Source organism: Thauera sp. WH-2 (assembly GCF_048321015.1).
Taxonomy (GTDB): Bacteria; Pseudomonadota; Gammaproteobacteria; order Burkholderiales; family Rhodocyclaceae; genus Thauera.
On the sequence record NZ_JBLWFG010000006.1, the window covers coordinates 138,768 to 154,386 of the forward strand.

The 15,619-nt window shown below is 66.5% G+C and carries 13 protein-coding genes; 4 read left to right on the forward strand and 9 right to left on the reverse strand.

The features are described from left to right. Positions 1–109: 109 nt before the first annotated feature. Complete coding sequence (locus ACNKW1_RS11685) at positions 110–1,312, forward strand: MFS transporter (RefSeq protein ID WP_418364766.1); 1,203 nt, start codon at positions 110–112, stop codon at positions 1,310–1,312. A gap of 9 nt (positions 1,313–1,321) precedes the next feature. On the opposite strand, the gene ACNKW1_RS11690 is transcribed toward ACNKW1_RS11685, so the two are convergent. The 5 genes from ACNKW1_RS11690 to ACNKW1_RS11710 form a co-directional block, all read right to left on the reverse strand. Then, the gene (locus ACNKW1_RS11690; RefSeq protein WP_418364767.1) at positions 1,322–2,701 is read right to left on the reverse strand and encodes an NnrS family protein; all 1,380 of its coding nucleotides are present in this window, start codon (positions 2,699–2,701) and stop codon (positions 1,322–1,324) included. After that, positions 2,698–3,696: an ABC transporter ATP-binding protein gene (locus tag ACNKW1_RS11695; RefSeq protein ID WP_418364768.1), complete on the reverse strand. Its 999-nt coding sequence runs from the start codon at positions 3,694–3,696 to the stop codon at positions 2,698–2,700. The genes ACNKW1_RS11690 and ACNKW1_RS11695 overlap by 4 nt, the downstream gene beginning before the upstream one ends. Then, positions 3,693–4,484 carry an ABC transporter permease gene (locus tag ACNKW1_RS11700; protein ID WP_418364769.1) on the reverse strand — a complete coding sequence of 264 codons (792 nt, stop codon included), beginning with the start codon at positions 4,482–4,484 and terminating at the stop codon, positions 3,693–3,695. The genes ACNKW1_RS11695 and ACNKW1_RS11700 overlap by 4 nt, the downstream gene beginning before the upstream one ends. Beyond that, on the reverse strand, positions 4,481–5,473 hold the full coding sequence (locus tag ACNKW1_RS11705; protein WP_418364770.1) for an ABC transporter substrate-binding protein: 993 nt from the start codon (positions 5,471–5,473) through the stop codon (positions 4,481–4,483). The genes ACNKW1_RS11700 and ACNKW1_RS11705 overlap by 4 nt, the downstream gene beginning before the upstream one ends. Positions 5,474–5,654: 181 nt before the next feature. Then, on the reverse strand, positions 5,655–7,709 hold the full coding sequence (locus ACNKW1_RS11710) for a TonB-dependent receptor plug domain-containing protein (RefSeq protein WP_418364771.1): 2,055 nt from the start codon (positions 7,707–7,709) through the stop codon (positions 5,655–5,657). Between the two features lie 236 nt (positions 7,710–7,945). Between ACNKW1_RS11710 and ACNKW1_RS11715 the strand changes: the two genes are divergently transcribed. After that, a complete protein-coding gene (locus tag ACNKW1_RS11715) occupies positions 7,946–8,176 on the forward strand; it encodes a hypothetical protein (protein WP_418364772.1) in 231 nt (76 codons plus the stop codon). Here ACNKW1_RS11715 and ACNKW1_RS11720 read toward each other — a convergent pair. The 3 genes from ACNKW1_RS11720 to ACNKW1_RS11730 form a co-directional block, all read right to left on the reverse strand. Continuing rightward, positions 8,160–9,002 carry a UDP-2,3-diacylglucosamine diphosphatase gene (locus ACNKW1_RS11720; RefSeq protein WP_418364773.1) on the reverse strand — a complete coding sequence of 281 codons (843 nt, stop codon included), beginning with the start codon at positions 9,000–9,002 and terminating at the stop codon, positions 8,160–8,162. The genes ACNKW1_RS11715 and ACNKW1_RS11720 overlap by 17 nt on opposite strands. Continuing rightward, positions 9,002–10,237 carry a glycosyltransferase family 4 protein gene (locus tag ACNKW1_RS11725; protein WP_418364774.1) on the reverse strand — a complete coding sequence of 412 codons (1,236 nt, stop codon included), beginning with the start codon at positions 10,235–10,237 and terminating at the stop codon, positions 9,002–9,004. Before ACNKW1_RS11725 ends, ACNKW1_RS11720 begins: the two co-directional genes overlap by 1 nt. A gap of 87 nt (positions 10,238–10,324) precedes the next feature. After that, complete coding sequence (locus tag ACNKW1_RS11730; protein ID WP_418364842.1) at positions 10,325–11,929, reverse strand: L,D-transpeptidase family protein; 1,605 nt, start codon at positions 11,927–11,929, stop codon at positions 10,325–10,327. 103 nt (positions 11,930–12,032) lie between these two features. On the opposite strand from ACNKW1_RS11730, the gene ACNKW1_RS11735 reads away from it, so the two are divergent. Beyond that, positions 12,033–12,599, forward strand: a complete 567-nt coding sequence (locus ACNKW1_RS11735; RefSeq protein ID WP_418364775.1) for a YcbK family protein — start codon at positions 12,033–12,035, stop codon at positions 12,597–12,599. Between the two features lie 5 nt (positions 12,600–12,604). Here ACNKW1_RS11735 and ACNKW1_RS11740 read toward each other — a convergent pair whose 3' ends face one another. After that, positions 12,605–12,973: a diacylglycerol kinase gene (locus ACNKW1_RS11740; protein ID WP_418364776.1), complete on the reverse strand. Its 369-nt coding sequence runs from the start codon at positions 12,971–12,973 to the stop codon at positions 12,605–12,607. Positions 12,974–13,226: 253 nt separating this feature from the next. Here ACNKW1_RS11740 and ACNKW1_RS11745 point away from each other — a divergent pair, with 253 nt between their 5' ends. Then, positions 13,227–15,599 (forward strand): protein kinase domain-containing protein, encoded by a 2,373-nt coding sequence (locus ACNKW1_RS11745; RefSeq protein ID WP_418364777.1) that lies wholly within the window; start codon positions 13,227–13,229, stop codon positions 15,597–15,599. Positions 15,600–15,619 lie beyond the last annotated feature (20 nt).

Here is a 15,619-nt window from a genome sequence, read left to right on the forward strand (position 1 = left end):
ACAGGCCCTTGTACGCCCCCAGCCCGATCCTTGCGCCACAGTCCGTCGTATCATCGCCTTCTCCCGAAAATCCGCGCCCCAGCATCATCAGGCGCCTGGCCTTCCAAGCATGATCGGTCCACAACACCTTCCCCTTCTGCTGCTCTTTGGCCTGATGCTTCCGGTCACGGCAATGGTGCCCGTGCTGCCCGATTTCACCGCGCAGCGCTTCCCCGGCCTGGGACAGTTCGCCAGCCATCTTTTCATGTCGATCAACATGATCGGCGCACTCCTTGGCGCGCCGATCGCTGGCCTGCTTTCGGACCGTCTGGGGCGACGCAAAGGCCTCGCCGTCGCGGCGCTCTCGATCAACGGGGCCACCCTGCTCGGCATCGCATGGGCATATGCGAACACCGAGCACTACGGGGTGCTGCTCGCCCTTCGCTTTCTCGAGGGTTTCGCGCACATGTCTGCGCTGTCCCTGCTGATGGCGCTCGGCGCCGACCACGCCGGAAAAGCCGGACTCGGAGCACGCATGGGCGCAGTCGGGGCCTCCATCAGCCTGGGGGTGGCAGCAGGCGCGCCATTGGGCGGCTTCGTCGGCGGGCTGGATCCACTGTGGGTACCGCTGGCGGGCGGCGCGCTATCGATCGCGCTCGCACTCGCCGGCCTCATCGGTCTGCACGACAGCGCCCACACTCGCCCTCGCATGGCTGCCGCCGAGATCGTCGGAACCCTGCGCCGGCGCCGGCAGTTGCTGATCCCGCTCGCATTCTCCTTTGCCGACCGGCTCACCGTCGGCTTCATTGTATCGACGCTGTCGCTCTACCTCGGCCTGGTGATCGGCTTCGACGCGCGCCAGATCGGTCTGGCGATGGCGGCCTTCCTGGTGCCTTTCTCGGTGCTGACCTACCCCGCCGGCCACCTGTCCCGGCACCTCGATCCGCTACTGATGATGGTGACCGGCAGCGTCCTGTATGGCATCTTCCTCGCCGTGCTGGCTTTCCTGCCCGGCGAATCGATCGCCACCGCGATGGCGGTCGGTGGCGTGATCGCCGCGCTGATGTACGCGCCGTCCCTAGTGCTTGCGGCCCAGTACGGGGGCACCGACTGCCGCGCCAGCGCGCTCGCTGCATTCAACATGGCGGGCTCGCTCGGCTTCGCCGCAGGCCCCGTGATCAGCAGCGTCCTGCTCGCGTTTTTCGGGCTGTTCATGGCCAAGGCCTACGCCCCCGTGTTCGTCATCATCGGGATGATCGAGGTGGTGCTCGCGGTCACCGTGCTGATACTGGCGCGTCGCGGGTACCTGAACGAGCAGGCTACTGCGTCCTGATGCGGCGAGTCAGCTTGCACCGCCCTGCGCCTGTGCGGCCGGCTCCACGCCTGCCGGCTCATCATATTCCGCGCATGCCGAAAGTCCATCCACGCGCGGGCGCACGAACACCACGCCCAGCCGCACACTCACCAGCACGAACGCCACCACCCAGGCCATGCCGGACAAGCCCTGCAACATCGCCGCTGGGGTATCCGGCAGGCCCGATGCCGCACGCAGAAGCGCTGCCAGCACGATCAGCCCCGCAGCTGCGCCTACCCAGGGCCGCTCGTCGAGCGGATAGCCCGCATGGGTACGTCCGGCAATGCACAACACAGCAAAGATGGACAAGCCCATCGCACCCACAGCGAGCAGATGCGTCCCCGCGCTGGGGGCCACTGGCGCGCCCAGATGCCCCAGCCCAAGCAACAGGTAGCCCAGCGCAAGGAGCCAGTACACCGCGTAGAGCATGAAGGCCCAGCGTGTAAACAGCGCCCGCCCGACATGCCAGTCATTGAGCAGGTTGAACAGCGCCGCGGCTGCTCCCAGGCCGAGCCAGCCGGTGATCGGGGACTGCGGAATCAGGAACTCCGCCGCGGTGTAGAGCACGATTGCAGAGATCGCCAGATTGCGCCGCGGCGGACGGGCACGATAGGACGGCAGCTCGAGTTCCGCATCCTCGTCGTGGCGCAGCGCACGCGCCGGCAGGCGGCGCGCGCGCTCGGCATCGAGCGCGTCGTTCATGACCCGCATGGAGATTCGGCTCATCGCCACCACGATCAGGGTCATCATCACCCCCAGGCCCACCAGCACCCAGCGCATCGGATACTCGCCACGCAGCACGTCCACATGGAAGCCGGCGAGCGCCACCGCCATCGCCAGCAGCCCCCACAGAAAGCCGAGCTGCCGACGCTCGGGGTCGCGCCACAGACGCGGTGCGAGCAGCGCGAACAGCGCGCATGCGAAGCCGACATTCAACAACGCTGAGGGCAGATTCCCCACCCACTCGATCCCCGTCACCGCAGCCAGCCCGCCCGACAGCCAGAAGGCCGCTCGGCCTGCAAGCCACAACAGCACGAAGTTCAGCGCCACACGCGGCGCAAAGGGCGGCGTGGCGGTGAACTCCGGCACCGCGGTGAGCAGAAAGCCCGCCACTGCGGCAAGCCCGAAGCCGAACATCAGCTCGTGCGCATGCCACACGAAAGGTCCGCCCGCCACGGCCGGCAGCGGCAATCCAAAACCAAGAAAGCCGGTCCATCCGAGTACCACCAGCACGGCGTAAAGCGCGGTGAGGAGAAAGAAGGAACGGAACCCGCACATGAACAGCGGCAATCCATCCAGCCGCGCAATCCAACTGGGACGATCGTCCGGGGATTGCGCCGCATTCGTCATCGCTTCATGCATGCTCATGCTCCACAGCGCTTGCCGCCCTGAACCGCGATCAGACCCGCCGAAGGCGACACCAGGCGCAGGCCCGAGGCGCCGCCCGGGCGTTCGACGCCGCCGCGCGCCCCTTGGGGGGAGGACCCTTCCACCACCACCACGGGTGGCATGCCGAAGCTCTCCCGCACCGCAGGCGTCTGCAGCAACTCGGCGGTGTGGTGATAGACCCAGGCGTCATCGCGCCGGGCCGCGGGTCGGTCGAGCTCGAAACGGCACACGATGCGACCGGGTTCAGGCGCCATCACAAGAATCGCATCCGACAAGCGCACCGCCTCCATCAGGTCATGGGTGATCATCAGCACGCCCATGCCACGCTCGGCCTGGTGGTCGAGCAGCAAGCGATAGAGCTCTTCCTTGAGGCCGACGTCGAGCGCCGAGAAAGGCTCGTCGAGCAGGAGCAGCTCGGGCGCGAGCACCAGCGCACGCGCCAGCGCCACCCGACTCTGCATGCCACCCGAGAGCTGATGCGGGAACTTGTCGAGGTCGCGATGCGCGAGCCCCAGACGCAGCGCCAGCGCGCGCGCGCGGAAATGGCGTTCGGCGCGTTTGACGCCCGCCGCCTTGAGGCCGAGGGCAACGTTGTCGAGCGCAGTCTTCCACGGCAGCAAACGCGGCTGCTGGAACATGAAGGCGGTCGAGGCGAAGCCGTTGTCCACCCGCCCCTCCTGCACAGTCAGCAGGCCAGCGGCCAGGTGAAGCAGGGTAGTCTTGCCACAGCCCGACGGCCCGACCAGCGCGACGACCTCACCCGCCCGCACCCGGAAATGGATGCCCGAGAGCACCTCATCGCGCGCAAAGGCGTGGGCAAGGTCGTGCACCCGCAACTCGGCGCGCGGCGCCGGGGCGGAGAGGCCAGCCGCGGAACCGGCGGATCGCGCCGCCCCCTCCTCCACCGGGCCGCCCTCCGTGACGGCGAGCACACCCAGGCTTCGGCTCGTGAATGGATTGGCCAGTGTCTTCATGCGCCCTGCATCCTCCAGCGTTCGACCTCGCGCTTGATCGGCTCCAGCACCAGGTACTCCACGGCGAGCAGCAGGCAGACCACGGCTGCGATCCAGGCCATGGTGGCAGAGGTATCCAGGTGCGAGCGCGACACCGCGAGCGCAGCGCCCACGCCGTCCTGTGTGGCGAGCAGCTCGGCCATCACCACCACCTTCCATGACGTACCGAGCGCCGCGATCCAGGCCGGAAACAGATAGGAGACCACATGCGGCAGATAGACGTCGGTGAGCATCATCCGGCGCGGCAGGCGAAAGGCTTCCGCCATGCCATGGAGCTGGTTGTCCAGCGTGCGCGTGCCCTGCAGGGCACCAATGAAGATCACCGGAAAGGACGCCACGAACACGGTGAACACCGGCGTGCCGTCGCTCGCACCGAACCACAGCATTGCCAGCACCAGCCAGGCGATCGGCGGCGTGCCCATCAGCACGGTGACAAGTGGGCGCGACATCATCGACGCCGTCATCGACAGCCCGGCGATCAGGCCAAGGACGCTGCCGGCGACCACCGACAGCGCATAACCGGTGAGCGCGCGGCGTGCGGTGGCAGCCAGTTCAGGCCAGGCCGCGCCGCTGTCGATCAGGCCCCACAGCGTAGCGAAGGCCGAGCGCGGGTCGGGCATCACCAGCGGGCCGTAAACGAGGCTCACCGCCTCCCAGGCGGCGAGCAGCAGAAAGAGGCTGGCGATCGCACCCCAGCCGCTCCACAGGTAGGCAGGCAGGCCAGCCAGCCAGGCACGCAACAGGTTCATTGCGGCCTTGCTCCACCGTAGAATCCCTCATCCGGCAGCTTGCCGCCGACCAGCGCCGGGTTCTTCGCCACCAAGTGGCCGAACATGAACTCCAGCTCTGCGCGCGCGTCCGCAATGGGAACCGCCTCGAGCTGGCTGACCGCGATGGAGTCCGCAACCGCTTCTGGACTGAGCATGTCGATGCGTGCCGCAACCGCCTTGCCACAGGCGTCGGCGTTCTCCTTGCACCACTTCAGCGAGCGTGCGTACTCGGCCGCGATGCGCGCCACCAGTGCGGGCCGGTCACGCAGTGCTCCCATCACTGCGATGCCCGCCTGCGGAATGCGCGCCTCGCGAGCAAACACCCTGCCCCACTCCTGCTGCAGGTCCACGCTGCGATGCAGTTCGGGCGCAACCACGCTGAGCGGGAAGGACCCGGTCTTGCGCAGCGCCATCGAGGCCGCCGGTTCGGCGAGCAGCGCGTGGTCAACGCGGCGCATCACCAGCAGTTGCATCGCATCCACCGGGCTTGCAACGTAGCGCAGCTGCAGGTCTTTCCGCACATCCATGCCCTGCTGCTCGGCAAGCAATTGCAGCACGATGTCAGGCATGTCACCGCGGAAGGGCATCGCCAGCTCCTTGCCGCGCAGGTCGGCCAGCGTCTTCAGCGTCGGGTCGCGCGACACCAGCCACAGCACGCCCCACGTCGATACGTTGATGAGTTGCAGCTTGGCGCCGCGGTTGTACAGATTCGCGGCAACGTTGGTCGGCATGGCCAGCACGTCGGCACGCCCGTCGAGCGCCATCACGCGCAACTGGTCGGGGTCGCGCCAGGGCACGAACTCGACCACCTCGGCGACATCGTTCAGCGCGCCCGAATCGACCATGTGAATGAGCGCATTCGACACCGACGCCGAAGGCCCGGCCAGGGTCAGCTTGGGCAGCTTATCCGCCTGGGCGTGGACGATGCCGGTCACGAGCAGGAAGGCACATACCACGCACACGTGCATGAGCGCCCGCGTCCACGCCGGAAGCGCAAGGCCGCGCCGCGGCGGGACGGACGCCGCCGCCCCCGCATCGGACCGGTCTGCGCGCGCAGAGCAGGCAGCCGATCGATCCACGAAGAGGAGGCCGCGTCGCGGACCCTCTTGGTGACCCTCGTGATGGAGGCTGGGGCGGCGGTCATGCATGTCAGAAGCTCCCGTTCAGGCTGAGTGCGATACCGCGGCCGGGCGCGGCGAGTTCGTTCCCCGAGACCCCCTCGGTCTGGTGCTCGTGATAGCGCTTGTCGGCCAGGTTGGTCAGCTGAACCGCCAGCCCGGCCGACTCGAAGGCGCCGACCTTGCCGAAACGCCAGCCGAACTCGGCGTCCGCGGTGACGAAGCCGGCGGTTGCGTTCTCGGCGCCGTTGGAGAACTTCGTCGCGATGCGATCCTGCTCGGCGACCGCACGCAGTTGAGCACGCCACCAGAAACCACGCTCAGCGGGCTGCCCGATCCCCAGCGTCAGCTCGGGCGCAGGCATCTGGAACAGGGGCTCATCATCCTGATGGTTCTTGCCACGCAGCCAGGTGAAACCAGCGTCGGCGACGAAGGCACCGACCGGCATGCTGGCACTGCCCTCAATGCCGTAAATGGAGACCTTGTCGAGGTTCTCGGTGAGCTTGAAAGGCAGACCGTTCTGGGGGTGATTCGTCCCGGTGATCCGCCCCGCAATGTAGTCATCGATCCGGGTGTAGAAGGCCGCGATCTGGTACTGCAGGCCGGCGCCACCCTGCTTGAAACCAAGTTCCAGACTGGTGGACACCTCGGCATCCAGCTGGGGGTTTCCAACGTGGTAATACCCGTCACCGCGCGCCGAATCCTCGAAACGCTCACGCATGTCGGGGGCACGATAGGCGCGACCGAGATTGGCGTAGGCGCTCAGGTTGTCATTCAGCGGCTGGATGGCACCGATCGACCACGAAAGATTGTTGTCCGTCTTGTCGAGCCCGGTCGTCTGCGTCATGCCCTTGCGCGCCGCATCGCCCTTCACCCGATCAAAACGGGCGCCGGCAACAATGCGGGTTTCGCCGATCGCGAACTCGTCCTGGACGAACACCCCCGCGGATTCGATCTCACCCTTGTTGAACGGATCATTCCGCATGTTGTTGTTGAATGCCGGAGGGTTGTTGTCGATGTAGCGCTCGGGATCGCCCCGCATACGCCATGTATCGGCACCCACCGTCAGCAGGTGGTTGTCGCCCAGCGGAAAGAGATATTTCGCCTTCGCACCATCGGTCACGAAGGTCACGTCGTTGCGCACGTAGTCGCGCTGCCGCGTGGACGAGAACGCACGAATCTGACGGAAAACCTCCTGACGATAGACCTCGGCTGACAGCGTACCCTCGCCCAGGCGCGCATCCACGCCGAGCTCGTAGAGCTCGCGGCGCTGCTCGGGGGAATGGATTGTGGCCGTACCGAGCGGAGCGGGGATGCCCGCGCCCGTGCGCGCCGACCCCGGATACCAGACATCCTCATCCTGATGCCGCTGCAAGTTCACCCGCAGCGTAAGGTCCTCGTTCAGCTTGTGCTTGTACTTCGCCAGCAGGGTGTCGGACTGGTAGCCGGTGCGATCCTCTCGACCGTCCGGGCTGCGATAGTCCTCCACGTCGCGCCCGGCCACGCCCAGCACCAGCGCACTGTTCTCGCTGGAGCGCGTCAGCAGCGCGGCCCCGGCGACGCCCTTGTCCACGCTGGAGAAGCGCGCGCCGATGCGGCCACCGAGCTTCTCCTCCGCGCTGAAGCCGACGTCGGGCGTGATCAGATTGACCACCCCGCCCATCGCGCCGCTGCCGTACAGCACCGAGCCGGGGCCCTTGACCACCTCGGCACGCTCGAGCAGACCGAGGTCGAGGAAGGAGGCGATTGCGCCCTGCGGTTGGGCGGAGTTCATGCGCACGCCGTCGACCATCACCACCACGCTTTCCTTCTTGAGCCCGCGCAACACCGGGTTCTGCCCCCAGGCGCCATCGGACTGGACCGCCAAGCCAGGCTTGCCGCGCAGCAGCTCGCCTGCCACGGCACCGGTCGCGCCCGGGGCGCGCAGGATCTCGACCGCCTGCGGCGTCTCGAGCGCTTCGGCGGCGTAGCCCTTGGCGGTGACGAGCTGCGTGTCGAGCACGGTTTCCGCCTGCAGCTGGGTCGCAAGGGAAGTCAGGAAGAGACCGAGCAAGGCAGCGGTCAGCGGGCGCAGGCGAAGAACCATCGAAAGCTCCGGAAATGTAGGGTTACGGGCTGGCTGGCGACGGCTGGCTTGCCCTGCATCTGTATTTACGGAAGCGATGATATATCAGACGCGAATCATTCGCATTTGCTTTCGATCAAACATTGTGCTGTTTGTGCAACAAATTCGCCGCGTATGATCCTGTCGAAGACAATCCATCGCGCACAGCACGCCGGGCAACGAGCGGCTCGCGCGACACGTATGGAGAACCATCGAGGATGAAGCTGTCCCGCCTATGGAGACCGCACGACCGCCGTTTCTGGCTGCTGATCGTGCTGAACCTGCTGTCCGCGGCATTGACCTGGGCGATGCGCGCCTACCCGCTCACCGCGACCGCGAACACGGTCGCCGGATTGATGGCGCTGGCCAACGCCGTGCTGGGTATTCTGGTCGCGATCGACCTGTTGCGCGACGACCGTGACGACGAAGCGCTCAGGAACCGGGAGTGAGCCTGTCCGTGCGCGCCACGCCCAGCGCCGGCGTCCGCATCTCGGGCCCAGCCCCCGCCTGAGCGGGCGCTGCGCCCGAGATGCCCGCCGCCTCGGAACCCCAATTCACCACCTCGATGCGTCCGTCGTAGTACTCGACGATGGCGCTGCAGGTATCCACCCAGTCGCCGCAGTTAAGGTAGCGCACCTTGCCGATGCGCCGATCCGCGGGCCAGTGGATGTGGCCGCACACCACACCATCCACACCGCGCAGGGAGGCCGCGTGGGCCACGGCATCCTCGAAGTCGAAGATGAAGCTCACCGCCTTCTTCACCTTCTGCTTCGCATAGCCTGCGAGCGACCAGTAGCCGGGCCGCCGCAACAGACGCCGAACGCGCGAGATCAAAAGGTTGATGCGCACCAGCGTGTCGTAGCCGACGTCCCCCAGCACCGCGACCCAGCGGTGGTGGCGAGTGACCTGATCGTATTCATCGCCATGCACAAGAAGGTAACGGCGGCCATCCAGCCCCTCGTGAATCCACTCGGACTCGACGCGGATATCACCGAAGGCGACACCCGCGTACTCGCGCAGGGCCTCGTCATGATTTCCCGGGATGAAAAACACCTGGCAACCATGCCGCGCACGACGCAGCACCTTCTGTACCACCGTATTGTGCAGGGACGACCATTGGACGCTGCGATTCATCGCCCAGAAGTCGATGATGTCTCCGAGCAGGTACAGATACTCGGACTCGTGCTCCTTCAGAAAGGCCAGCAGGCGCTCGGCCTGACAGGCGCGGGTACCGAGATGGACATCGGAGATGAAGATCGTGCGCACGCTCTGCATCAGGCGTCGGCTCCCCGGACACGTGCCGGCGCGTGCGCGACGGCCGCAGGCGCGAGCCCCGGCCGCCAGATGCGCAACAGCGCCTCTGCAAAGCGGTCGTTCACCCGTTCCCAGTCGATCCCCTCCGCGCTGCTGCGCGCGGCAGCACCCAACTGGGCACGCAGCTCATCCGCACAGGCCAGATGCACCGCCCGCTCCACGAAACCATCCGCATCCCCCAGCGTGGCAAGCCCACCATTGCCGAGATCACGGATCACCTCGGAGGCCGCCGCATAGTCGTACGCAAGCACGCACAGGCCACTCGCCATGGCCTCGAGCGTGACGTTGCCGAAGGTTTCGGTCTGGCTCGGGAAGAGGAACAGATCCGCCGAGGCATAGTGCGCGGCAAGATCCTCTCCGTGGCGCATGCCGGCAAACACGACCTGCGGATGTTCGCGCGCCAGCGCACCGCGCAGCGGGCCGTCGCCGACCAGGATCAGGCGCGCGTCCGGGCGTTGCCGGCGGATCTCGGAGAAGGCGCGCAGGACAAGGGCAAGATTCTTCTCGGGCGCGATACGGCCCACGCACATCACGGCGAGCGCACCGGGTGCCAGACCCCAGCTGCGGCGCAGGGCATCGTCGCGGCGCGTAGGCGAGTAGAGCCGGGTATCGACCCCGCGCGAGATCACCTCGACCCGGTCGTAGCCGCGCGCGGACAACTGGGCTGCAAGTGCCGCAGTGGGGACGAAGGTGATCGCGGTGCGATTGTGGAAGCGGCGCAGGTAGGCTGCCACCGGCTGGCGCAGCCACGCCATTCCATAATGGCTGCTGTAATGATCGAAGTTCGTATGAAAGTCGGACGTGACGGGAATGCGCAGCTTGTTCGCCGCCGTGACCGCGGTCCAGCCGAGCGGTCCTTCGGTGGCGACGTGTACAAGGTCGGGGCGGCCCACCGTCCACTCCCGGATCAGCCGCGCACGCGCAGGCAGCCCCAGCTTCAACCCCTCATAGCGCGGCAAGCGCAGGCTGCGCGACAGCACCTCATCGAGCACACCACCCCGCAGCGCCGTGTCGGAGGGCGTCTGGCGCGGACGCACCAGCTGCAGCGAATGACCGCGTTCGATCAAGCCATCGACCATGCGCCGCAAGGTCATCGCGACACCGTTCACCTCGGGCGGCCAGGTCTCGGTAACCAGCGCGATACGCAGCCGCGGCGCCACTCCGAGCTCTTCGGTCGTGTAGTCGAGTGTTCTCATGGCGCTGCAGCATAGGCGGCGCACGAGACAACGACGTTACGCGCGTCTTGCCGTCAGGTTACGAGGATGGCTGCTACAGGCACCCCTTCAGTGCCCACCCCCCGGACCGGCGGCCAGCGCGTCCAGAATCCCGGCGTCGTGATCGTAGATGTCGTTGCGTAGCAGCAGGCGTCCGGAAGCGTCGAGCGCTGCGGTGCTGTAATGCAGCAACACCCTCACCTCACGCCCGACCGGCAGCGTGCGCGTGCGGCCGCTGTCAAGCGCGGCCGCCAGCGCCGCCGGCCCCCAGTGGTCGGCATCGTCGAGCAACAGCACGGCAAGCTCTTCCGGTTGCTGAACACGCACGCATCCCGAGCTGAGCGCGCGCTCCGCGCGACCGAAGAGCGCGCGCGCATTGGTGTCGTGCAGGTAGATCGCGTAGCGATTCGACAACGAAAACTTGATGCGACCGAGCGAGCCCTGCGCGCCCGACGCCTGCACGATCATGTAAGGAAAACCGCCACGCCGGGCACCGCTCCAGTCGATCGAAGCCGGATCGATCGTCTGACCACTACGGTCGACCACGTGCATGCGGTGGCTCTCCAGGTAGTCGGGATTGTGCACCACGCCGGGAATCACGTCCTCGCGCAGGATGGTTGGCGGCACCACCCATTTGGGATTGAGCACCAGATTCACGACGCTGTCGCGCAGCGAGGGCGTCTTCCGCGTCGGCCGCCCCACGATGACCTTCGACGACCAGGCGCTGCGGCCACCCAGCACGAGGTCCGCACGGTAGCCAACGATATCCACGTACAGCCGATCGCCCTCCAGATCGGCCGCCACCCAGCGCAAGCGCTCGAGGTTCGCACGAACCTGCCGCGCACGCTCTGCGGGGCTGGTGTTGAGCGCGCGCAGGGTCTGGGCGCCGACGATGCCGTCGGCCTCCAGCCCATGGCGTTCCTGGAAACGCTCCACCGCCGCCGCAAGCAGCGCGTCGAAGCGCGCTGGGTCGGCGGCGTCGAGCCCCTCCTCGCCGTCGGCCTGAAGGCGCGCGCGCAGGGCCGGAACCCGGACACTGCTTTGACCGGGGCGCAGGGTGGAGCCACCCGGCACCTTGGGCCAGTCGCCCAGCGCTGCCAGGCTCTGATAGGTGGCAAGCGCCCTGCGCAAGGCTCGGTACAACGGGACTGCGGGGGCCTGCGCTTCGATTGCGGCGCGCAGGTCTGCGGCGTCGAGAACGCGCGCCAACTCGCCAGCGAGCTGGTACGGGTTCGGCACCGGCGTGTAGTTCCACTCACGGTACAGCGTGCGCGGATCCACCTTGCCATACCGGAGCTGGCGCACGAGCTCGGCCAAGGTGTCCGTCAGCACGAGCTCACGATCCACGCGCTCGACCGGATCATCGGGCACAGCGCGCAGCATGCGAAGCCGCTGCGGGCGGAAATCCTGCGGATCGAGGCCATGCGTCGCAGCCTGTTCGATCGCGGACAGCAACGCCGAGGCACGCTCCGGATCGCCCCACAGGGGTCGATAGCCGCGCCCCAGGTACAGCAACGCGGTGGTTTCATCCGCCGCCGCGGAGCGCAGCGCGAGGCGCTGCTCGATGAGCGCCGCGATCGGATCCATCGCGCCATCCGGCGCAGATTCCACCGAAGCCGGGCCGCCCGCGGCCCACGCCACATCATCCGCCCGTACCTGCGCCGCAAGCACCATCAGCACGCTACAGGCCGCAAGCGTTACAAAACTTTTGCCCAAACGGGCGCCGCTTTCGTTTAGGATTCGGCGCTCAAGTGCTTGTTCGGATTGCTTATTATCCATGTCGAAGATCATCCTGGACCACGCCGCACCCCAACGCCGCCTGTTCCTCAAAGGCCTTGCCGCGCTGCCGCTCGGCCTGTCTGCCGCGCCCTTGCATGCGGCAAAGACGGAACGTCACCTCGGCTTTCGCCACACCCACACCGAAGAACGCCTGCATCTCGCATTCCGCAACCACCACGGTTACATCGAGCCTGCGCTCAAGCGCATGAACTGGCTGCTGCGAGACTTCAGAACCGGAGAGTCTACACGCATGGACCCTCGGCTCTATGACATGCTTCACGCAATCAGCATCGCATGCGGCGGCGACACCTTCGAGATCATTTCCGGTTACCGCTCCCCCAAGACCAACAACATGCTGCGCAAAACGCGCGGCGGCGGCGTAGCCAAGCGCAGCCTGCACATGGACGGCAAGGCGATCGACATCCGCCTGGTCGGCGTCGACACGATCCGCGTGCGCGACGCGGCAATCGCGCTGGACGCCGGTGGCGTTGGCTATTACCCGGAGTCGGATTTCGTGCACATCGACACCGGCCCGGTCCGGAGTTGGGGCCCCAAGAAGGCCTGAGCACTTCAGCCGACGAGCAGGAACCCCCACACCACGGCAGCGTTGAGCAAGGCGATCAGCACTGCTGCGCTGCCGACGTCCTTCGCACGCTTCGCGAGCAGATGCCGCTCCAGCGATACACGGTCGACCGTGGCTTCGATTGCGGAGTTCAGCAACTCGACCACCAGCACCAGCAGCACCGAGCAAATCATCAGCGCGCGCTCCAGGCCCGACTCGCCCAGCCAGACGGCGAGCGGAATGGCAACGACCGCCAGCCAGATCTCCTGCCGGAAGGCGTCTTCATGGCGGTATGCCGCAGCGAGTCCATCCCGCGAATAGTTGAAGGCGTTCCATATCCGGCGTAAACCGGTCTTGCCCTTGTACGGACTTTCCATGCTGGCATTCCATCGCGGCTGAAAAAAGCTGCGCGATCATGCCACGAAAGATGTGAAGCGCCATCGTTGCGGGCAAGGCGAGAGGGGTAACAATTACACAAACACGGGCGAAACTTGCGTCAATGCCACATTCGACGGCAAACGCCATGGACGCCGCAACGCGCCTGCTATAGTTTCTCCCTCCCGGAGATCCGCCGCAGGGAGCCCCCGCCCCGCAGCGCACGAAAAACGACAAGACCACTCAGGACGGCACATGGCAGGCAGGATCGGACGCTTCGAGATCAGACGCGAACTGGGACGAGGCGCGCAGAGCGTGGTACATCTCGCCTGGGATCCGCAACTCGAGCGCGAGGTCGCGCTCAAGACCCTGCACTACGCGCCCGAACGCGGCCCCGACACCGCCACCCTGCTCGCGGAGGCACGCTCGGTGAGCCGTCTGCGCCACGCGGGGATCGTGCCTGTGTTCGAGGCGGGAGAAGAGAACGGCACGCCTTACCTGGTGTTCGAATACGTGCCCGGCCGCAGCCTGGCCGAGTTGATGCACCAGCGCGGCGCCTTGCCCGCGCACGAGGCGGTGACGCTGATGCGCGGCGTGCTGACCGCCCTCGGTGCAGCGCACACACAAGGCATTGTTCACCGCGACCTGAAGCCGAGCAACATTCTCATCGACGCGGATGGCAGGCCGCGGGTCATGGATTTCGGCATCGCACGGCGGGTGGACGATCCTTCTGCGCGCCAGGGACTCTCGGGCACACCGGGCTACATGGCACCCGAATACATCGAGCGGCGCGAGATCGGCCCGCAAAATGACATCTACGCGGCAGGCGTCCTCCTCTTGGAACTGCTCTCGGGCCGACGGGTGCACCGCGAAGCCGACCCCCGACGCCTGCTCGAGCACACCTGCACCAACGCGGTGACGCTCCCCCCCGGCGGAGCCCCGATCGACGACGCCCTGGTTGCGATCGCACTGCGGGCCGCCGCCCTTGCCCCTGAGACGCGCTTCGGCAGCGTCGACGCGTTTCAGGCCGCACTCGAGGCCTGGCAGACGCCCCAGGTCGAAGAAGACAGCACCGAGGCCGCACGCCCGGGCGCAATGGAGTTCCTGCTGCGCCGCATGAAGCATCGCGGAGACTTCCCCGCCCTCTCCGAGTCGGTGGTTGCGATCAACCGCATCGCTTCAAGTGAATCGGAGAACGTCGGTACGCTTTCCGGCCTGATCCTGCGCGACTTCTCGCTCACCAACAAGTTGCTCCGCCTTGTGAACTCGGCGCAGTATCGCCCTGCAGGCGGCGGGCAGATCAGCACCATTTCGCGCGCGATTGTCGTGCTCGGCTTCGACGCGGTGCGCAACATCGCCATCACCGTGCTGCTGTTCGAGCACATGCAGAACAAGGCCAACGCCGACCACTTGCGCGAGGAGTTCCTGCGTGCCTGCCTGGCCGGTCTGTTCGCGCGTGATCTGGCGGCACGGTTGCGCATCCGCGAGACCGAGCAGGCATACATCTGTGCGGTATTCCACAACCTGGGGCGCCTGCTGTGCCAGTTCTACTTCCCCGAGGAGAGTCAGGACATCCGCCGCCTCATGCAGCAAGCGGGCTGTAGTGAGGAAGCCGCGGCCGTCCGCGTGCTGGGGGCAAGCTTCGACGAGCTGGGGATCGCCCTCGCACGCAGCTGGGGTTTCCCGGAGCTCATCCAGCGCAGCATGGAGAAGCTGCCCGCTGACCGACCACACCGCGCCAAGAACGCAGAAGAGCGGCTGTGCGCCCTCGCGGCCTGTGCGAACGAGTACTGCGATGCATTCAGCCAGCTGGCGCCCGCCGAGCGCGAGCGGGCGATGCGGGCGATCACGAAGCGCTTCTCGGACGCCGTGCCGCTCGACCTGAAGGGGGTCGGAGAGGTTTTGTGCGGAGCCGCACAGGAGATCGAAGAGCTCGCCAACGTAATCCAGCTCGACCTCAAGCAGACCCACATCGGTCGCCAGTTGCGCCAGTTCGTCGAGGCCGCGTCCTCCGACGAGGGACCAAGGCCCAGCACCACCGAGATACCGAGTACCGTGCTGCTGGAACAGTCCGGCCCGGTCGAAGGCGCACCTCAAGGGCACAAGGCGCCCGACGCACAGGCGCTGCTCAGCTCCGGCATTCAGGACATCAGCAACACGCTGGTCGAGGACTTCAAGCTCAACGACGTACTGCGCATCATCCTCGAAACCATGTACCGCGCCATGGGCTTCAAGCGGGTGATGCTGTGTGTGCGCGATGCACGCAGCAACAGCATGACCGGCCGTTTCGGCTTCGGCCCCGACGCCGGCGAACTCGCAAAGAAGCTGCACTTCAGCCTCTCGGCGCATCCCGATAACGTGTTCAATGTGGCCACCGCAAAGGGCGTGGACATCCTGATCTCGGACATTGACGAGCCGAAGATCGCGCCGCGCATCCCCGAATGGTTCCGCAAATCCGTCCCCTCGCGGACCTTCGTGCTCTTTCCCCTCATGATCAAGGGCCGCCCCATGGCGCTGATCTACGCTGACAAGGATTGCGCGGGCGACATCCGCATCAGCGAGCAGGAACTCGCCCTGCTGCGCACGCTGCGCAACCAGGCCGTGCTCGCGATCAAGCAGACGGGCTGAAGGTATCCGCGCCCGGTCCG